Raw genomic sequence first — 19679 nt, 5'->3', positions numbered from 1 at the left:
AGACAAGCACCTGTCAGCCCTCACTCGGTTGCAATTACCCCCCGGCTAGCCCAAGCTCTGCCCTTCCCGCCGCCACGGATCGTCCGATGCCCAGACGCAACCGCTACCTGATCGCCCTGCTGCTGTTGATCCTGGTATCGGCCCTGTTCGGCTACCTGTGGCGCGACACTCCGCCAGCCCCGCCAACCTTGCCTGCGCACAGCTACGCCAAGGCCCTGCGCCAGGCCCATGACGGCCAACCCGGCGCCGCACGGGTGCTGTACCAACAATTGCAGCGCACCGACCTGCCACCCATCCGCCGGGCGGCCTTGTATGCCGAACTGCCCAACTACCCTTCGCCCCAGGCATTGAAACTCGCTCGCCAGGACCTGGAAAATGCCGACCCGCTGGTGCGCCGTGCAGCCATCGCCGGCATCCGCCGCCTGCTACCGGCGGCGCAGCGCAGCCTGGTACTCGGCCCGCTGCTGGATGACGACGAGCAAAGCGTACGCTTTGCTGCGGTAGATGCCCTGCTCGGCCTTGCCCCGGATGACATCGGCCTGTATTTCGGCCCGCTGCAGGTCACCCTGGAGCAATACCAGCAGGCCCTGGAGCAACAACCCGAAGATGCCGACGCCCAGGTCCACCTGGCACGCCTGTACCTGCACGAAAACGACTACACTCTGGCCGCCACCGCCCTGCAACGAGCCCTGACGGTAGCGCCAGGCAACCTCGACGCACTGGCCACCCAGGTACGCCTGCTGGAACGCCAGGGCCATCACGACGCCTCGCGCCAGGTACTGGGCAAAGCCCTGGCGCTGAGCCCCGACTCGGCCTTTCTGCAGTACGAGCTGGGGCTCTGGCTGAACCGCCACGAGCAGCGCGAATACGCCTTGCTGGCCTTGTCCCGCGCCGTCGAACTGGACCCGGACAACGCCGACTACCGCTATACACTGGCGGTCACCCTGCATGAGCTGGAACAACTCGACGCCGCGCAAAAGCAACTGGAAACCGTGCTCAGCCGCCAGCCGGCCAATCGCCGGGCACGGGTGTTGCTGATCCAGTACTGGAAGGAATCCGGCCAGTTGCAGAATGTGCAAGTGCTGCTGGCCGAGCTGGAGCGGCAGAACCCGGACGACCCGGTGCTGCAACAGGGGCTGTAGGCAACGTCCGAAAATTTGTTGAACCCTGGGGCTGTGCCCGGGTCCAGTGGATATCAGACCACCCTGCAGGAGAGTCGTTTTGGCCAGGTCGTTGGCGCTGGACGAACGTGCATTGATCCTGGCGCCCCCGCCAATAGCCGCAGATACCGCTCGCCTGCTCGCTTCAGCGGGCATCGACAGCCTCTGCGCGGTCGATCTGGCCAACCTGCGGAGCTGCCTGGCCCAAGGGGCGGGCCTGGCGATCATTGCCGAACAAGTGTTCAAGCAGGGCCCAAGTGCGTTGCTGCAGGCATTCATAGACCAGCAACCGTGCTGGTCGGATCTGCCCATCGTGCTGCTCGGTCAAGGGAGCCAAACGACCATGGGTTCGACCAACTACCCGGTGGGCAACCTGGTAATGCTGGCCGCACCGTTCGAAAACGCCCAGCTGCTGCAGACGACCCAATCCGCCCTGCGCAACCGGCGCCGCCAGTACCTGGCACGCAACCAGCTTCTGGACCTGCAGCAACGTCTTGACGCCCAGGCCGCAACTCCCGGCGAAGACCAGCAGCGCAGCGAGTTCGCACGCAACCAGACGCGCAAGATGGAGGCCATCGGCCAACTGGCCGGGGGCGTCGCCCATGACTTCAACAACCTGCTCACCAGCATCGGCGGCAGCTTCGAGCTGATCGACCGGCGCTTGCGCCAGGGCCGCAGCGATGGCCTGGACAACGTGCTGCGCATGGGCCGCGAGGCGGTGTCACGCGCCGCCCGCCTGACTCACCGCCTGCTGGCCTTCTCTTCCCGGCAATCGCTGCACAGCCAGCAGGTCGACCTGCACAACCTGCTTCAGGCAAAGCGCCTGAAGGCTTGCATGACCCCGGCCGTTACCCTGCACGTGCAAATCGCCAAGGGCCTGTGGTCGGTCGAAGCCGATGACCAGCAATTGCAGGAAGCCCTCGACAACCTGCTGCTCAACGCCTGCGAAGCCATGCCCAATGGCGGCCAGCTGCGCATCGAGGCAAGTAACCAGCACATCGGCGCCGGGCAGTTCGCCGGCGGTGCCCTGTGCGCCGGCGACTATGTACGCCTGCGAATCGTCGATGACGGCCAGGGCATGGCGCAAAGCACGCTGGAGCATGCCTTCGAGCCGTTCTTCAGCACCAAGGCGATCGGCCAGGGCATCGGCCTGGGCCTTTCCATGGTGTACGGTTTCAGCAAGCAATCCCACGGCCATGTCACCCTGCACAGCCAGATTGGCCAAGGGACCCGGGTAGACCTGTACCTGCCACGCCATGTCGACCAGGACCTGGCGCCGGACGAACCCGTGCAGCCCGTGCATGGCTACCAGGGCCATCACGTGCTGGTGGTCGAGGACGACCCGCATGTGCGCCAATTGCTGTGCCAGTCGCTGCGCGAGGATGGCTTTGCCTGCCACAGTGCTGCCGACGCCAATGAGGGCCTGAAGGTACTGCGTTCGACACAGCCGGTGGACCTACTGGTCAGCGATGTCGGCTTGCCCGGCATGAATGGCCGCCAGCTTGCCGAGATTGCACGCAACCTGCGCCCACGTTTGCCAGTACTGTTCATCACCGGCTACGCGGAAACGGCCATGGCCCGCGAGGGGTTCCTGGAGGCGGGAATGCACCTGATCTGCAAGCCCTTCGAGCTGAAGCAACTGCAGGCTCAGGTGACCCAGATACTGGGCAAGCCCTGAACCACATCACTCCTTGAGCATGCGTAGCGCCTCATCCACCAGGTCCGCCAGCGGGAACGGCTTGTTCATCAATGCGGTGCCCGGCTGCTCGAGCAACTGCGCTTCGATCGGCTGACCGGCATAGCCGGTGATGAACAGGATCTTCTGCAACGGCAGCTGCATGCGCATGGCCTTGGCCACCTGGCGGCCGCTGAAACCGCCTGGCAAGCCGATGTCGGTGATTACCAGGTCGAACGGACCGTCATGGCGGAAGCGCTCCAGCGCACTATTGGCGTCGCCCACATCAATGACCTCGAAACCACGCTCGGTCAGGTACTCGCGCATCACCGCACGCAAACCGAGTTCGTCATCGACCAGCAACAGGCGCTGTCCCACGGCCATGCGCTGGGAGCGCGGTACCAGCGCGGGCGCCTCGGGTACCGGGTCATGACACCTTGGGAAAAGCATGCAGACCTTGGTGCCCTGGCTCGGCTCCGACTCGATCCAGGCGTAGCCCCCCGACTGGCCGACAAACCCATATACCATCGACAAGCCAAGCCCTGAGCCGCGCCCGACCGGCTTGGTTGTGAAGAACGGTTCAAAAGCTCTGGCAATTTCCACCGCCGCCATGCCGTGGCCATCATCCTCCACTTGCAAGGCCACGTAGTCGCCTGGCGGCAGGCCGCCCTCATCCGGGAAACATGTCGTCAGCCGCTGGTTGACGCTGCGCAGCGTGACATTGCCGCGATCAAGGCACGCTTCACGGGCGTTCGTGCAAAGATTGATCAAGGCATTTTCAAGCTGGGAAACATCAAGGTTCACCGCCCACGGCGTGACATCCAGTTGCCAATGCAACCGCATCTCCGAGCCCAGCGTGCTGCGCAGCAGTGGTTCGCTCAATCGCAATTGCCGGTTGAAGTCCAACGGCCTGGGCGCCAAAGGTTGATGGCGGGAAAACGCCAGCAGGCGATGGGTCAGCTCCATGGCACGCTGCACCGAATCACGCGCCACCTCGACATAGGTCTCTACCCGCTCCAGCCGTCCTTCCTGCAGTCGCCGTTGCAGCAACTCCAGGCTGCCGCCGATGCCGGACAACAAGTTGTTCAGCTCGTGGCCCATGCCCCCGGCCAACTGGCCAACCACCTCCAAGCGTTCGTTGTTGCGCATCAGGGCTTCGGATTGACGCGCGGCCTCTTCACGTTCCTCGGTGATGTCGCGGCCAACGGCAGTCAGTTGGCTGCCATCGAACCGTGCGCTCCAGCGAAAACAGTGGTAATGGCCATCGCGGTGGCGCAGGCGCGTTTCTATCTGCTCGGCATTGTGGTATTGCAGGCACCCGGTAACGGCCACCTCAACCTCGGCACGATCCGCCGGATGCACCAGGTCCAGTACCGGAATATCCCGTACCTCCTCCTCGGCCCAGCCCAGAATGCGGTACCAGGCAGGGTTGGCGGCCTGCACCTTCAACTCGGGCGAAACCGTCATCATTGCATCACGCGACAATTGCCAGAACTGCTCGCGCTCTACCAGGTGTCGCTCGACCTGCCGCTCGAAGCCTTGCACCTGCTCGCGCCAATGGCGGTGCGCCTCGACGCTGGCCGTGGTCTCGATCACCGCGTGCAGAAACCCTGCCACGCTGCCCAGTTCGTCGCGCAACGGTGTGTAGCCGAACGCACACCGCAACGGCTCCCCGCCTTCGCCACAAACAATACGCAGTGGTAGGTCCTCGACAAAGCTCGAGCGCCCTTCGAGCGCCTTGAACACGCAGGGCCCCATCGTCGGCCATACATCGCTCCACAGCACATCGAAGGCCATACCCAATGCATCCGGGGCAACCGGCCGCAACGCCAGGTAGCCTTCATTGTGGACCACACTGAGGTCTGGCCCCCAGACCACGGCACACGGGAACGGTGACAGGTGCATCATGTCGACTGCAATGCGCAACGAGGCCGACCAGCGCGGCAGCGGCCCTAGCGATGTACACCCCCAGTCGAACCGTGCAATACGTTCGCCCATGGTGTCGACCGGTGCCAGCACGGGCGCCTGCAGGATGACCATCGACGCAGGCTCGCGCGGCGTACCATTTTCGACCACTATCGTGACTCCAGCATGGTTCAAGTACGGGGGCCCCCGTAGATGTGGTTCACGTTAGCACAACACACGCCACGCAATATGGCGTCCTGGCGTCTGAGAGCTATGCTCATTAGGTTTTCCCTCGGGCCAGGGAGCAACGGCCCATTCAGGTTGCCGACGGGAGCGTGGTCATGAGCAAGAAAATGCTGGTGGTGCTGACCAATACAGCCAAGTATCCGGCCCTCAAGCGGGCAACCGGGTTGTGGCTCGGGGAAGCGGTGCACTTTGTCGAAAAAGTCGAGAAAGCCGGCTATACGGTCGATTATGTCAGCCCGCTGGGCGGCTACGTACCCGTCGACCCGCATAGCCTGCAAATGGCCCCCGACCTGGACTGGCAGTGGTATGACGACAAGCGCTTCATGACCTGCCTGGGCAACACCTTGAGCCCTGGCCAGGTGAAGGTCGAAGAGTACCGCGTCATCTACTACACCGGCGGGCATGGAGTAATGTATGACTTCCCCGACAACCAGCCGCTGCAAGACCTGGCGCGCCGGGTCTACGAGAACAACGGCATAGTCGCAGCGGTCTGCCATGGCGTTGTCGGGCTGCTGAACATCAAGCTCAGCGACAACAGCCTGTTGCTCAAGGACCGTAAGGTGACCGGCTTCTCCAATATCGAGGAGAAGCTCGTCGAACTGGACAAGGTGGTCCCCTTCCTGACCGAAAACGAACTGGGCGCCCGCGGCGGTATCTACAGCAAGCATGATGACCCGTGGCAGCCGTTCGTGGTGGCCGATGATCGGCTGATCACCGGGCAGAACCCTGCCTCCACGGCCCTGCTGGCCGAAAAGGTGCTCGCCAGACTGAAGGGAGGCTGACAGCGAACTTCTGCTTTTCTGTAAAACCGCAACCCTTTTGGCCTACAGCCGGAGTGTCATCAAGCACATAGGATCAGCGCTGACCTGTTCAACCCGAACAGCAAGGTTCAACGGAGCGGCGGTCCTATGGCAGCAATACCAAGTCTCGGCATCAACTGGCGGAAACTACTGTTTATAGTGTCCATCGGCTCAATACCGGTCCTATCCGGGTTATTGATGATGGACTATCAACTTGAAAGAAAACTCGAGGAGAATGCCAAGGTCTCCGTTCAGGAAGCGGTTTTCAGCATCGACCAGGCACTGGGCCGCATGGAGGCCGATCTGGACATGATCCTGCCATTGGCAGGCAAGCCCTGTGACCAAGTGCTCGATACGCTGGAACAGAGAGTCGCCAACAGCCCGCATCTTCGCTCGTTGATACTCACCCGCGACCAACAGGCGTATTGCGCGACGGACATGGACCCTTTGCCATACATCTCGGCTTTTTCCCAGTCCGGACGGCAGACGGAGCTGGCATTCGACGCGCCATCGTCGCCTAACGCGGCGATCATCAAGATCCAAAGGCCGCACAACGATCCCGGAATAATCGCAACAGCGTACGGTCGGCAGTTGCGTGACGAACTGCGTGCTTTCCAGGACGGCCTGACATTACTTCTTGAATTCAACGACCTGTATATCTGGAGCGAGGGAGACAGCCGCGACGCACAACGCCCCTCCCAGGTCGAATTCACCGAGCGAACGATATCCCAGAAATATGGCTACGTGGTGATCGGCGGTTACCCCAAAGGGTACGCCGCCCAGGAGTTTCGCCTATCCCTGCATCAGGTACTGCCTTCGCTGGTACTGGTCGGGGTCGCCAGCATGTTCATCATGTACCTGGGCCTGACCATTTCGGCCAAGAAGAAAGATTGATACCGCCGCCATCGAATCGTGACGGCGGTAATTCGGGGATCAGTCGGTGCTCAGCACACCACGGCGTACCTGGTCACGCTCGATGGATTCGAACAGGGCCTTGAAGTTGCCCTCACCAAAGCCATCATCCCCCTTGCGCTGGATGAACTCGAAGAACACCGGGCCGAGCAAGGTCTCGGAGAAAATCTGCAGCAGCAGGCGCTTGTCATCAGGCTGGGAGGCGCCATCAAGGAGAATGCCGCGCGCTTTCAGCTGGTCTACCGGCTCGCCGTGACCCGGCAGGCGCTCTTCGAGCATCTCGTAGTAGGTTTGCGGTGGTGCGGTCATGAAGCGCATGCCGAAGCCCTTGAGGGCGTCCCAGGTCTTGAGCAGGTCATCGGTCAGGAAGGCGACGTGCTGAATGCCTTCGCCGTTGAACTGCATCAGGAACTCTTCGATCTGCCCGGAGCCCTTGGACGATTCTTCGTTCAAAGGAATACGGATCATGCCATCCGGTGCGGTCATGGCACGCGAAGTCAGGCCGGTGTACTCACCCTTGATGTCGAAGTAGCGGATTTCACGGAAGTTGAACAGCTTCTCGTAGAAGCCGGCCCAGTACGACATGCGCCCGCGATAAACGTTGTGGGTGAGGTGGTCGATGATCTTCAGGCCGGCACCGACCGGGTTGCGGTCCACACCCTCGATGAACTTGAAGTCGATGTCGTAGATCGAGCTGCCTTCCTCGAAACGGTCGATCAGGTACAGCGGCGCACCGCCGATGCCCTTGATCGCTGGCAGGCGCAGCTCCATCGGGCCGGTTTCGATTTCCACCGGCTGGGCGCCCAGTTCCAGGGCGCGGGCATAGGCCTCGTGGGCGTTACGCACGCGGAACGCCATGCCGCATACCGACGGGCCGTGTTCGGCGGCGAAGTACGAGGCGATGCTCTTGGGTTCGTTGTTCAGGATCAGGTTGATGTCACCCTGGCGATACAGGTGCACATCCTTGGACCGGTGGGTAGCCACCTTGGTGAAGCCCAGCATCTGGAATACCGGTTCGAGTACGCCAGGGGTCGGCGAAGCCAGTTCGATGAATTCGAAGCCCATCAGGCCCATTGGATTGTCAAAGATATCAGCCATGTTCGTGTCCTCATCTGCAGCGAAAAATTATTGATTGCGTAGGATGTGGCACGGAAACGGCGGTGAGCACGGGATACCCCGCACGCTGCGGGCGAGGAAGTCCCCTATTATCAGCTTGAACCCATGGTATGTCATATGGACCCATTCTCGGCGGGCTTGATCCTTCGGTATCGAAGGACCTTATTGTTGTATTCGTAAATCGATTCTACATTGCGTAAAATGGTTTGTCGCGCTTTAGTTGCTCACGGGTTCCGACAAGCGGCTATCCTCTCGTAATCCATTCTACAGATCAGGTCAGCATGCCCCTTACCGTCAAACGCCGCGCCGGCCTCGGCTGGCGCACCCTGTTGCCCTGGGTCGTCGGCGTGCTGCCGGTGGCGTGCGGCCTGCCCGTGATGAACTGGCAGATCGAGCGCGAAATGCAGGCCAGCAGCCAGGCCACCGCCCGCCAGGTGGTGGAGCACGTCGAGCGCATTCTCGACAACCTGTCCAGCGCTGCCAATGCCCTGCTGCCACTTGTCGACAGCCCGTGCGACGAGGCCCAGCTCATGCTGCGTGCCCAGGTCACGCGCAACGCCTTCGTGCGCTCGACCAACCTGTTCCGGCACAACGCCCTTTATTGCACCTCGCTGTTTGGTGCATTCGAGGAGCCGGTCAACCCTGGCGACTACATCGACGGCAAGCTGTGGCTGATGGACGGCAACTCGGTCACCCCAGGCCACCCGCTGCTGGTGTATCGGGCCAGCGACGGCGACCGCGGCGCGATCAGTACGGTGGATGGCGAACACCTGCTGACCGCGCTGCGCCTGATCGGCCCCGATGAAGTCCTGCAGATCCGCGTGGGTGATGCCTGGATGGGCAAGGATGGCATCGTGCAAAAGGGCGTGCCACCTGCGGCGGCCAGCGCAAATGTACTGCTGGGCTCGACCCGCTACCCGTTCAGCGTGCAGGGCGGCTATGGCGCCGACCAGCAGGGGCTGCTTTGGCGCAGCCATTACCCCGCCCTGTTTGGCTTGCTGCTGGTACTGGGCGTGGTGGCCGCCCTGGTGTGCCGCTGGCAGGTTCGTCGCGCCACCTCGCCGCGCGCCGAGCTGCAAAGGGCACTGGAAGCCGACGAGTTCCTGCCGTATTTCCAGCCGGTGGTGCGCAAGGGCGATTACCGCTGGGCCGGCGCCGAAGTGCTGATGCGCTGGAACCACCCGCGCGAAGGCCTGGTACGCCCTGACCTGTTCATCCCCTATGCCGAACACAGTGGGCAGATCGTCGCCATGACCCGTGCGCTGATGATGCACACCGCGCAGAACCTGGCACCCTATGCCGGGCTGCTGGAGGACGGTTTCCATATCGGCATCAACATCACTGCCGACCACTGCCGCGACTTCAGCCTGCTGGACGACTGCCGCACCTTCCTCCAGCATTTCCCGCCAGGCCGGGTGGTGCTCACCCTGGAGCTGACCGAGCGCAAGCTGATCGAGGCCACACCGGTAGCCCTGGAACTGTTCGAGAAGCTCAACGCCATGGGTGTGAAAATCGCCCTGGACGATTTCGGCACCGGTCAGTCAAGCCTCAACTACCTGCGCCAGTTCAAGGTCGACTACCTGAAGATCGACCAGAGCTTCGTTGCCATGATCGGTGCCGACGCGCTGTCGGTACACATCCTCGAGACCATCATAGAGCTGTCGGCCAAGCTGGGCCTTGGCATCGTTGCCGAAGGCGTGGAAACCGAAGCACAGCGCGATTACCTGGCCCGTCACGAGGTGGACTTCCAGCAGGGTTACCTGTTCGCCAGGCCGATGCCGGCTGCGCAGTTCCTCGAGGCACTGGCGGCACGCCCGGCTGCGTCGCGGTTGCCGCAAGCCTCGCCCCCTGAGATCATGCGCGGCTGATTCACCCGCTCAATTCCCTATCCGAGGCATTCGTGTCAAAAGGCATTCTTTCGTCGGTCATGGCGTCCTGTCTGTTCGCCGTGATGTACTTCTACACCTCTTTGCTCACACCGCTCGATGGCGAAGAGATCTTTGGCTGGCGCACCCTGTTGACGCTGCCCTGCCTGACCCTGTTCATGCTTGTCTCAAAAGACTGGAAACGGGTGGGCGAACTGCTCGCCCGGGTAAAACGCACGCCGCTGCTGTTGCTGGGCATGGTCGGCACATCGTGGCTGATGGGCGTGCAGCTGTGGCTGTTCCTCTGGGCCCCTCTGCACGGGCGCAGCCTGGAAGTGTCGATGGGCTACTTCCTGCTGCCGCTGGCCATGGTCCTGACCGGGCGGCTGGTGTATGGCGAGCGCCTGTCACGCCTGCAGAAGGTGGCCGTGGCCTGCGCCGCGCTGGGTGTGGGCCACGAGCTGTACCAGCATGGCAGTTTCGCCTGGGAAACCCTGGTGGTGACGATCGGTTACCCGATCTACTTCGTGTTGCGCAAGCGCTGCCGCACCGACCATCTGGGTGGCCTGTGGTGCGACATGTGCCTGCTGTTGCCCTGGGCGTTGTACTTCGTGATCCAGGGCCCGCTTTCCCCTGCCGACCTGCAGACACACCCCGGGCTGTATGCGTTGATCCCGATCCTCGGGGCGATCAGCGCCTCGGCCCTGATCGCCTACGTGCTGGCCAGCCGCCTGCTGCCGTTCAGCCTGTTCGGCCTGCTCAGCTACGTCGAACCGGTGCTGCTGGTGGGCGTGGCGCTGCTGCTGGGCGAAACCATCGGCCCGGATCAGTGGTTGACCTACCTGCCGATCTGGGCCGCGGTGCTGGTGCTGGTGATCGAGGGCTTCAAGCACCTGCTGCGTCAACGTCGCCGCTCGGTGTAAGCCGAACCTGGCGCACCCGCCGCTCCTCGACTGCCTCCACTGTCAGCGTCCAGCCATTCCAGGCCAGGCGGTCGCCAACCATCGGCAGGCGGTCGAGCAGGCTCATAACCAGGCCCGCGAGGGTCTGGTAGTCTTCGGTGGCGCGGGCGCTGAAGCCGGTACGCGCCTGCACCTGGCTCAGGTTCAACGCGCCACTGACCACAAAGCCTTCACCTTCCTGGACGATGCCCGGGCCCTCGACCTCGCTGGCATCGGGCAGCTCTCCGGCAATCGACTCGAGGATATCGGTCATGGTCAGCAGGCCGGTGAAATCACCGAACTCATTGACAACGAAGGCGATGTGCGTCGATTGGCCTCGCATCTGCTCCAGGGCGTTGAGGATGCTGAAACTTTCCAGCAGGTTCAGCGGTACCCGGGCCATGCCTTCCAGATCGGGCTGGTTACCCGACAGCAGCTCCTTTAGCAGCTCCTTCTTGTGTACGAAGCCCAGCGGCTCGTCCACGCGGCCACCGCGAATCAGCGGCAGGCGCGAGTACGGCGAATTGGCCAGGGCCTGGGCAATGGCGTCGGCCGGTTGCGCCAGGTCGATCACATCGACCTCGGCACGGGCGGTCATCACCGTGCGGATCGGCCGCTCGGCCAGGTTCAGCACGCCACTGATCATCACCCGTTCACGGCGGTCGAACAGCACCTGTTCCTCACCGCCTTCGACCAGGTCGGCGATTTCCTCGCCCACCTCGTCAGCCTCGACCCGGCGACCACCCAGCAGGCGCAGCACGGCATGCGCGGTACGCTCACGCAGCGGCCGGTGCTGCTGCAGGCTGCGCTTGCGGCGGGCACGGGCCAACTGGTTGAACAGCTCGATCAGGATCGAGAAGCCAATGGCCGCATACAGGTAGCCTTTGGGGATATGGAAGCCCAGGCCTTCGGCGGTGAGGCTGAAGCCGATCATCATCAGGAAGCCCAGGCACAGCATGATCACCGTGGGGTGGGCGTTGACGAAGCGGGTCAGCGGCTTGCTGGCAACGATCATGATGCCGATCGAGAAGACCACCGCGATCATCATCACCGACAAATGCTCGACCATGCCCACCGCAGTAATCACCGCGTCCAGCGAGAACACCGCATCAAGCACCACGATCTGCGCGACGATCGGCCAGAAGGCAGCATGGCGCACCGCGCCGCTGGCCTGGGTCACGTGGCCTTCCAGGCGTTCGTGCAGTTCCATGGTGGCCTTGAACAGCAGGAACACGCCACCGAACAGCATGATCAGGTCGCGGCCCGAGAAGCTCTTGTCGAACACCTCGAACAGCGGCGCGGTCAGGGTGACCATCCACGAGATGCTGGCCAACAGGCCCAGACGCATGATCAAGGCCAGGCTCAGGCCAATGACCCGCGCGCGGTCGCGCTGATGCGGCGGCAGCTTGTCGGCGAGGATGGCGATGAACACCAGGTTGTCGATACCCAGCACCAGCTCGAGGACGATAAGCGTCAACAGGCCCAGCCAGGCCGTGGGGTCGGCTAGCCATTCCATTAGCGGGTACTCACGAGGGCAGCGTCACGAAGACGGAAGAAGGATGGCCTTGAAGGCCGGGGACTGGGGGGCTCCGCGAAGGTGCTCATATAGACCTTGATAGCAAATTGGGAAAATGATCCTACAAGCACAGCAGCTTTCCGTAATAGTGCAAAACTATTACAAAACCTGTAACAACCCTGCACAAAAATACGCTGGCCGGGCATGAGGTACTTTTCTTCAATACCGCAGGCTGTCGATGCCAGAGCATGGGGGCCACCCTCAACCAAACGGATCACTTTCATGAGCCTGTCCCTGTCCATGGCCGCTTTCGCACTGGCGGCCTCGATCTCCCCCGGCCCGGTCAACATCGTCGCGCTGGGCAGCGGTGCCCGCCATGGCCTGCGTGCCAGCCTGGCGCATGTGGCTGGCGCCACGCTGGGCTTCTGCCTGCTGCTGGTGCTGGTCGGGCTGGGTCTGCATCAGTTGTTGCTGCGCTGGCCTTTGCTGGGCCTGCTGCTGCACTGGGGCGGCGTGGCGTTCCTGCTGTACATGGCATGGAAGCTGGCCAGCGACAATGGGCAGCTGGACTGTGCCCATCCTACCCAGGCCCCCTCGGCCTGGCACGGCGCGGCGATGCAATGGCTCAACCCCAAGGCATGGCTGGCAGCGGTGGCCGGGGTTGGTGCCTACACCGGCGGCGAGCAGCAGTTGCTGTGGCTGTTTGCCTGGATCTACGGGCCGATCTGTTTCATTTCGGTGGCCAGCTGGGCGTGGGCCGGAAGCGTGATTCGCCAGTACCTGGGCAACCCACGGCACATGCGTCTGCTGAATCGGAGCCTGGCGTTGCTGCTCGTGGGCAGTGCGGTTTATCTGGTCATTACAGGCTAGCTGCACCGGCCCTTTCGCGACACAAAGCAGTTCCCACAGGTACTGCGACAATCTCGAGAGCAACGCTGTACCTGTGAAAGCTGGCTTGCCAGTGACAGGGCCACAGCCAACATGGCAATTCAGCCGAATGCATTTCGGTAGTGCCCCGGTGTCGTCGCCAGGTGCCGCTTGAAGGCACGCTGCAGGTGCGCCTGGTCGGCAAACCCGGCCTCCTGCGCAACTTCGGCAATTGCCCGCCCCTGTCGCAGTTGCGCCCGGGCCAGTTGCACGCGCTGGTCGAGCAGGTAGCCATGCGGCGTCAGGCCGAAGCGTTGGCGGAACGCGCGAATCAGGTAGGAACGCGACAGCCCACAGGCCGCGCAGATGTCGTCCAGGCGCAGCGGGTCGCCACGATGGGCGCGTATGAACGCTGCTGCCATGTCCAACCGCGGGTTGCCCTCTTCATTCTTGCTGGCATTACCACCAAGCAAGCCCGGCAGTGCACCGAACAGCGCCGCCAGGCGGCCTTCCCGGTCTGGCACCCTGGCGTCGAACAGGTCGGCAAAGGCCTGCAACAGGCGCTGGTACAACGCCGGCGAGCCACTCCAGGCCTGGGCCGGCAAGGCGAACCCCTGCGCCTGCAACCAGGGTATATCGACGAACAACATCAGGTAGGACCAGGGTTCATCGTCGATGGGGTTGCAGGCATGCACCACACCTGGGTTCATCAGCACAGTGGTACCCGCCGCCACCTCGATACACCGGTCACCGTACAGGTAGGAACTGCGCCCACCCGTTATCACCCCGATGGAAAAGCTTTCGTGAGAATGCGCGGCGTAGCACACCTGGCGCCCATCCCCTACCCGCCGGGCTTCGACGAAGGGCAACGCCGGGTCGCGCCAGAACCGTGATACTTCGATCATCCCTCACCCCGCTCGCCGTTGCCATGCGCCTGGATACTACACATTTATCACGGTGTCAGCAGGCAACCCCAGGTCATCTATCCAACCCGCGTTATCCCATTACCACTTGGCCTTCGAGAAATAACGTTTGATGCCCCTCTTTGCATGAAAGGAGCATCGACATGCCAGCCATCAACCCTCATCAAGCCTTGCTCGAGGCGCAGCTGCCGCACTGGGCAGGCCAGGTAACGCCCAATCAATGGGCCGCGTTGAAGCGAACCCAGACCGCCCCTTGGCAGGCACAGGCCTGGTTCGCCAATGCCGCCCCCGACCTGCGTGAAACAGTGCATGCCAGCCAGGCGCGCCTGACGCAGGCGCAAGCGGCATTGGCCGGCTCGCTCAAAGGCCTGAAACAGATCACTGAATTCGCCGAGCCATTGCTGCAACGGCGTCTTGCCGAACACGGCTTTCACGCGCCGCTGCGCAATAGCCAACTGCTGCGGGTCGAGCGCAGCTGGCAATGGGCCGCCCTGCGCTATCTTTACCGCCATCGTCGCGACAACCTGCTACAGGCCGCCCTGCAAAACTTCGCCAGCGACGAGGTGTTCACTGCTGAAAGCGCCATTGCCCTGAACGAAGACATTCAGGTGACACCGATCCTGGTACAAGGCTCCACTCCCTTGGGCATGCAAGCCCCCCTGGCGCACTTTCCATTGAAGTCGGAACACTACCAGGTAGAGCGGCTGCCACTGGAGCCGGCCGCTTTCGCCATACTGTGCCGTGACCTGGACCTGGGTAAGGCTTACCAGGCACACCTGGAACAACACCTTGCCCAGCCCGCCACCCGAGCCTTGGCCATCAGGGTACAGAAAGGCCGCCTGCGCCTGGCAGCCGACCTTGCCTATCTGCGCCACCTGCTCGACGGCAGCACGCGCGATCAGATCGAACAGCTGTTGCAGGGTGGCGCCGTCAGGTGCTGGCAACTGTCGCTGTTCGGCACGCCTCTGCACGAGGTCATGCTGATCGATGCCGGCAGCGCGGGGCTGGCGCTTTACCTGCCCGGCCATGACCCGGCCCTGCGTCAATGCAGCAACCTGAACGCGGTACACGACACGCTGGCGACCTTGCTGCTGGAGCCCGATGCCCGCCAGGCTTTCACGGCCTACATCAGGCAGGACCAACGCACGCACTTTTTCGACCTGTTGCAGCAGAACCTCGACGCCGCGGGCAACACGGCCTTTGACCGCCCTTGGCAGCGCGCTGGGCAAGCGGACCTGCGCCCCACACGCATGGCCATCACAGCCGAGCCTTTCGGCCACTACCAGGACCTGCACCTGGCCCGCCTCAAGCACGAAGCCAGCCTGCTGGCGGTTCCGACAGCCATGGCCGATGCCAACGCGCGAACCAGGCGCCTGGAGGAATGGGAAAGCCTTGGCCTGGATGCACTCGGTATTGCCGCGTTCTTCGTTCCGGGTGCAGGCACCCTGATGCTGGCCGTCACTGCCTGCCAACTGCTCGGCGAGGCCTTCGAGGGCTACCAGGCCTGGCATGAAGGCGACCGCCACCTGGCGCTGCGCCACCTGGAGGCGGTCGGCCTGAACCTGGCCCTGATCGGAGGGTTTGTGGCAGCGGGCAAGGTCGTGCCCAAGCTGTTCAACAGCCCGTTGATGGAAAGCCTGCAACAAGTACGTGGCAATGACGGGCGCTACCGGCTCTGGAATGAAGACCTCACCCCCTACCGCAGTGCCGTGACACTACCCGAAACCCTGCAACCCAATGCGCTTGGCCAGTACCTTTACGAGGGCCGGCATTTCATCCGCATGGACGGTCAACTCTTCGAACAACGCTTCGATCACGACCTGCAGCAATGGCGGGTCATTCACCCCAACACGCCCGATGCCTGGCAGCCCCCGCTGACGCACAATGCCCAAGGTGCCTGGCGCGGCCAGCATGAACAGCCCGGCCAGTGGCCATTCGCGCAGCTGGCACGCCGTCTTGGCCAGGCATATACCGCGTTCACGCCAGAACAGCTTACGCAGGCCGGCCGCCTCTGCGGCATCGACGCCGACTACTTGCGCCGGGTGCACCTGGAAGGCCGAGCAACGCCCCCACTGTTGCTCGATGCCCTGCAACGCATTGCGGCACAAGCCGAGGTCGAGGCGTTGGCTGACAGGGCCCCGCCCGGCCTGTTCGAGCACCTCTACAACGGCAGCGTGCCCACTACCCCTTCAACGCAGAAACTGCTCGCTGCCTATCCGCGGCTTTCACCTGCCCTGGCCACGCGTTTGCTGGCGCCGCTGGGCGAGGCTGAATCGCTCGCCTGGGAACAGCAGGGCCTGCTACCCATTCAGCTTCGCCAGGCACTGGAACAGGTGCACAGCGAGCTGCCCCTGGTACGCGCCCTGGAGGGTGTGCTTCAGCCTGCCCGGGCCAGCAGCGACAGCGAACGCCTGCTGTTCAGCGCCCTGGATGCCATGCCCGACTGGCCCGCGGACCTGCGCCTGGAGCTGCGCGGCGCAAGCCCTGAAGGCCCCTTGCTGGAGCAGGTCGGCAGCGGGCAGGCCAGCACCCTGCGCCGCGTGATCAAATTGGCCGAAGGCTATGAAGTCGACCGGGGCGAGCGCCCTGCGCCTGGGCTGTGTGATCCGGACCTCTGCCGTGCCATCGAGCAGGCACTGCCAGGCTCGCATCGCGATACGCTGGGTATCCCGACGGCCGATGGCAGCTCGCTACGCCAGCGCGTACTGGGTTGGGTCGAAATGCACAGACAGACACTGGCCCAACGCCTCTGGGGGCATCGCGCTTTGCTGCGCAAGCCCATGGTCAGCTTGCGCGGCGGTCGCCCGCTTGACCCCGAACCGCCTCAGCCACGCCTGGCAGGCTCGCTGGCCGGGGCCTATCGGCGCTTGTTCCCCAACGCCACCGACTGGGAGTTCGAAAACTGGCTCGGCAATGACGAGGACAGCCCGTACATCGATGACATTCGCTCGCCCACACAACGGCTGCACGACCTGCAACAGCGTCTGGATACTTTGCGCCACGACCTGCATGAATGGGCTCGGCCCGATCCGCAACGCCCTCACCAGCGGCACCTGGCCATCCGCCCCATCATCAACGCCTGGCGGCGGCTGTCGACCGTAGCGCTTGAAGGGGGTGGCCGCCTGCACAGCCTGGACCTGTCCGGCCTGGAGCTGGTCAACCAGGACCTGGCCAGCCTGGCCTTGCCCGACGACTTCACCCATGTGCAGCACCTGTCACTCAGCTACAACCGTTCGCTCAGCCAGTTGCCAGCCGGGTTCCAAGAGCGCTTTCCCAATCTCAACCGCCTGCTGCTGACCGACTGCCGGTTCGATACCGTACCCCGTCTGGGTAGCCCTGAGCACCTCGCCTGGCTGGATCTGGAAGGCAACCGCATTACCTGGAGTACTCAGGCCCAACAGGCACTGAACCGCTGCGCCGGACTTGTAGTGCTGGACCTCTCGGGCAACCCGCTGCTGCAGGCCCCAGATCTGCGTGGGCTGGCCAACCTGAGGACGTTGTTCCTGAACGACTGTGCGCTCAGCGAATTGCCGCAAGGCCTGGACCAGATGGTCGAGCCCATCATCGTGGATGTTGCCGACAACCAGCTGCTGCGGCTACCAGACGGTTTCAACTTGCCAAGGCCAGTCGCAGAGGCACTGCGCCTGGAAAGCGAATGGCTGGGCGCCCCCGTGGTTGCACAGATCGAAGCTTACAACGCTGCGCATCAGGTGGACCTGATGGTATGCGCAAGTGACTATCAGGAATTTTTCGAACAGGCCGGCCCGGCCGAAATGGCCCTGTGGCAGCGTTTACCGCTGCAGTATCGGCGCGACCTCAGGGCTTTGCTGGACCTGGAACCGTTCCTGTCCCGCCCTCGATATGCCCGTACAGAATTCTGGCGGCGCCTGGCGCTGATCGATGCAGACCCCGTCCTGCGTCAGCAATGGTTGACGCACCCACCGTATGACCTGTTCAACCTTCCGCTTTGACAGCCCCTGGGAGCCTGCCTGCACAACAGGCAGGCATTCGTGGCCATGTTAAGCCAGACTGGTGTTTTTCCGGTGGCCGGTGCATGCTCCTGGCTGAAGCGTTTCACCCCGGCTCGAAACCCGCCCAGCAATGTGAGGTGCAGTACCCATGGACCGTCTGCTCGATTCACTCTTCCCCAGCGCCGAGAACATCCCGGAAACCTGGCGCCTGGAAGCTCCCCTGGAACAACGCGACTACCTGGTGAACGGCGAGCTCAGGCGTTGGGACGGCCCCCTTGCCACGGTGCGCAGCCCGGTCTGGCTCAAGGAAGGCAACGATGAGCATCAGGTGGTGCTGGGCAGCGCTCCGCTGCTCGATGCCGACACCGCGCTCACCGCCCTGGATGCCGCCGTACAGGCCTATGACAAAGGCCGTGGCGCCTGGCCGAACATGCGCGTGGCCGAGCGCATCCAGCACGTCGAGACCTTCCTGGCGCGCATGCGTGAACAGCGCCAGGCCGTGGTCAAGCTGCTGATGTGGGAGATCGGCAAGAACCTCAAGGATTCGGAAAAGGAATTCGACCGCACCTGCGACTACATCGTCGACACCATCAACGCCCTCAAGGACCTCGACCGTCGTTCCAGCCGCTTCGAACTTGAACAGGGCACGCTGGGGCAGATCCGCCGTGCACCACTGGGCGTGGCCCTGTGCATGGGGCCATACAACTACCCGTTGAACGAAACCTTCACCACCTTGATCCCGGCGCTGATCATGGGCAACACCGTGGTGTTCAAACCGGCCAAATTCGGCGTGCTGCTGATCAGGCCATTGCTCGAAGCCTTCCGTGACAGCTTCCCGCCGGGGGTGATCAACGTCATCTACGGCCGTGGCCGGGAAACGGTGAGCGCGCTGATGGCCAGCGGCAAGGTCGATGTATTCGCCTTCATCGGCACGCACAAGGCCGCCAGCGACCTGAAGAAACTGCACCCGCGCCCGCACCGGCTGCGCGCCGCGCTGGGGCTGGATGCCAAGAACCCGGGCATCGTGCTGCCCCAGGTGGACCTCGACAACGCCGTCGAAGAAGCAGTCACCGGTGCGCTGTCGTTCAATGGCCAACGGTGCACGGCACTGAAGATCCTGTTCGTCCATGAGGACGTGGTCGACGCCTTCCTCGACAAGTTCCAGCGCAAGTTGGCCGCGCTCAAGCCCGGCATGCCTTGGGAGCCTGGCGTGGCGCTGACACCGCTGCCCGAGCCCGGCAAGGTCGACTACCTTGACGGCTTGGTCGCCGATGCCACCGCCAAGGGCGCACGCGTGCTCAACGAAGGCGGCGGGCACAGCCGTGGCTCGTTCTTCTACCCTGCCGTGCTGTACCCGGTGAAGAGCGACATGCGCGTGTACCACGAGGAGCAGTTCGGCCCGCTGGTGCCGGTGGTGCCCTATCGCGACCTGCAAACGGTGATCGACTATGTGCTGGACTCCGACTACGGCCAGCAACTGAGCCTGTTCGGCAATGACCCGGCGACCATCGGCAGTCTGGTCGACATCTTCGCCAACCAGGTCGGGCGCATCAATATCAACGCGCAATGCCAGCGCGGCCCTGACACCTACCCGTTCAATGGCCGCAAGAATAGCGCCGAAGGCACCCTGTCGGTACACGATGCCCTGCGTGTGTTCTCGATCCGCACCTTGGTCGCGACGCGCTTCCAGGAGGCCAACAAGGAACTGATCAGCGAGATCATCCGCAACCGGCAGTCGAGCTTCCTGACCACCGACTACATCTTCTGATCGGCGCGCTTATA

Annotated in this window: 13 protein-coding genes; 9 read left to right on the top strand and 4 right to left on the bottom strand. The window is 63.1% G+C overall.

What is annotated here, in order from left to right:
- Nucleotides 1-86: 86 nt before the first annotated feature.
- Entirely contained in the window at nt 87-1142 is a 1056-nt protein-coding gene (locus IRZ77_RS01755) for a HEAT repeat domain-containing protein (protein WP_196172761.1), read from the top strand.
- Between the two features lie 79 nt (nt 1143-1221).
- Nucleotides 1222-2838: a response regulator gene (locus IRZ77_RS01750; protein WP_196172760.1), complete on the top strand. Its 1617-nt coding sequence runs from the start codon at nt 1222-1224 to the stop codon at nt 2836-2838.
- 6 nt (nt 2839-2844) lie between these two features.
- Here the strand turns inward: IRZ77_RS01750 and IRZ77_RS01745 are convergent, their stop codons facing one another.
- Nucleotides 2845-4875: a hybrid sensor histidine kinase/response regulator gene (locus tag IRZ77_RS01745; protein ID WP_230386314.1), complete on the bottom strand. Its 2031-nt coding sequence runs from the start codon at nt 4873-4875 to the stop codon at nt 2845-2847.
- A gap of 206 nt (nt 4876-5081) precedes the next feature.
- On the opposite strand from IRZ77_RS01745, the gene IRZ77_RS01740 reads away from it, so the two are divergent.
- Both IRZ77_RS01740 and IRZ77_RS01735 read left to right on the top strand, forming a co-directional pair.
- Entirely contained in the window at nt 5082-5768 is a 687-nt protein-coding gene (locus tag IRZ77_RS01740) for a type 1 glutamine amidotransferase domain-containing protein (protein ID WP_108481331.1), read from the top strand.
- A gap of 216 nt (nt 5769-5984) precedes the next feature.
- Nucleotides 5985-6680: a CSS-motif domain-containing protein gene (locus tag IRZ77_RS01735; protein WP_230386313.1), complete on the top strand. Its 696-nt coding sequence runs from the start codon at nt 5985-5987 to the stop codon at nt 6678-6680.
- Nucleotides 6681-6719: 39 nt separating this feature from the next.
- On the opposite strand, the gene hppD is transcribed toward IRZ77_RS01735, so the two are convergent.
- A complete protein-coding gene (hppD, locus tag IRZ77_RS01730) occupies nt 6720-7796 on the bottom strand; it encodes a 4-hydroxyphenylpyruvate dioxygenase (RefSeq protein ID WP_025339331.1) in 1077 nt (358 codons plus the stop codon).
- A gap of 299 nt (nt 7797-8095) precedes the next feature.
- Here hppD and IRZ77_RS01725 point away from each other — a divergent pair, with 299 nt between their 5' ends.
- Nucleotides 8096-9682 (top strand): EAL domain-containing protein, encoded by a 1587-nt coding sequence (locus tag IRZ77_RS01725; RefSeq protein WP_108481332.1) that lies wholly within the window; start codon nt 8096-8098, stop codon nt 9680-9682.
- A 32-nt stretch (nt 9683-9714) separates the two neighbouring features.
- On the top strand, nt 9715-10602 hold the full coding sequence (rarD, locus tag IRZ77_RS01720; protein ID WP_196172758.1) for an EamA family transporter RarD: 888 nt from the start codon (nt 9715-9717) through the stop codon (nt 10600-10602).
- Here rarD and IRZ77_RS01715 read toward each other — a convergent pair.
- Nucleotides 10565-12136, bottom strand: coding sequence for a TerC family protein (locus tag IRZ77_RS01715; protein ID WP_085600828.1), 1572 nt, complete (start codon nt 12134-12136; stop codon nt 10565-10567). The genes rarD and IRZ77_RS01715 overlap by 38 nt on opposite strands.
- 282 nt (nt 12137-12418) lie before the next feature.
- On the opposite strand from IRZ77_RS01715, the gene IRZ77_RS01710 reads away from it, so the two are divergent.
- The gene (locus IRZ77_RS01710; RefSeq protein WP_196172757.1) at nt 12419-13006 is read left to right on the top strand and encodes a LysE family translocator; all 588 of its coding nucleotides are present in this window, start codon (nt 12419-12421) and stop codon (nt 13004-13006) included.
- Between the two features lie 119 nt (nt 13007-13125).
- Here IRZ77_RS01710 and IRZ77_RS01705 read toward each other — a convergent pair whose 3' ends face one another.
- On the bottom strand, nt 13126-13908 hold the full coding sequence (locus tag IRZ77_RS01705; protein WP_085600824.1) for an AraC family transcriptional regulator: 783 nt from the start codon (nt 13906-13908) through the stop codon (nt 13126-13128).
- A gap of 161 nt (nt 13909-14069) precedes the next feature.
- Between IRZ77_RS01705 and IRZ77_RS01700 the strand changes: the two genes are divergently transcribed.
- On the top strand, nt 14070-17897 hold the full coding sequence (locus IRZ77_RS01700; protein WP_196172756.1) for a leucine-rich repeat domain-containing protein: 3828 nt from the start codon (nt 14070-14072) through the stop codon (nt 17895-17897).
- A gap of 148 nt (nt 17898-18045) precedes the next feature.
- On the top strand, nt 18046-19665 hold the full coding sequence (locus IRZ77_RS01695; protein WP_025339338.1) for an NADP-dependent glyceraldehyde-3-phosphate dehydrogenase: 1620 nt from the start codon (nt 18046-18048) through the stop codon (nt 19663-19665).
- The last annotated feature ends 14 nt before the right edge of the window (nt 19666-19679 follow it).

It is taken from the genome of Pseudomonas pudica (assembly GCF_015680405.1).
In the GTDB taxonomy this organism is placed as follows: Bacteria; Pseudomonadota; Gammaproteobacteria; order Pseudomonadales; family Pseudomonadaceae; genus Aquipseudomonas; species Aquipseudomonas pudica.
This window is presented reverse-complemented; position numbering and strand designations above follow the sequence as displayed.

Excerpts from the sequence above, each read along its gene's own strand:
- IRZ77_RS01700 (WP_196172756.1), top strand. The coding sequence starts at position 14,070 with ATGCCAGCCATCAACCCTCATCAAGCCTTGCTCGAGGCGCAGCTGCCG.
- IRZ77_RS01705 (WP_085600824.1), bottom strand. The coding sequence starts at position 13,908 with ATGATCGAAGTATCACGGTTCTGGCGCGACCCGGCGTTGCCCTTCGTC.
- IRZ77_RS01745 (WP_230386314.1), bottom strand. The coding sequence starts at position 4,875 with ATGGTCATCCTGCAGGCGCCCGTGCTGGCACCGGTCGACACCATGGGC.
- IRZ77_RS01710 (WP_196172757.1), top strand. The coding sequence starts at position 12,419 with ATGAGCCTGTCCCTGTCCATGGCCGCTTTCGCACTGGCGGCCTCGATC.
- IRZ77_RS01725 (WP_108481332.1), top strand. The coding sequence starts at position 8,096 with ATGCCCCTTACCGTCAAACGCCGCGCCGGCCTCGGCTGGCGCACCCTG.
- IRZ77_RS01740 (WP_108481331.1), top strand. The coding sequence starts at position 5,082 with ATGAGCAAGAAAATGCTGGTGGTGCTGACCAATACAGCCAAGTATCCG.
- IRZ77_RS01695 (WP_025339338.1), top strand. The coding sequence starts at position 18,046 with ATGGACCGTCTGCTCGATTCACTCTTCCCCAGCGCCGAGAACATCCCG.
- IRZ77_RS01755 (WP_196172761.1), top strand. The coding sequence starts at position 87 with ATGCCCAGACGCAACCGCTACCTGATCGCCCTGCTGCTGTTGATCCTG.
- IRZ77_RS01735 (WP_230386313.1), top strand. The coding sequence starts at position 5,985 with ATGATGGACTATCAACTTGAAAGAAAACTCGAGGAGAATGCCAAGGTC.
- IRZ77_RS01715 (WP_085600828.1), bottom strand. The coding sequence starts at position 12,136 with ATGGAATGGCTAGCCGACCCCACGGCCTGGCTGGGCCTGTTGACGCTT.
- hppD (WP_025339331.1), bottom strand. The coding sequence starts at position 7,796 with ATGGCTGATATCTTTGACAATCCAATGGGCCTGATGGGCTTCGAATTC.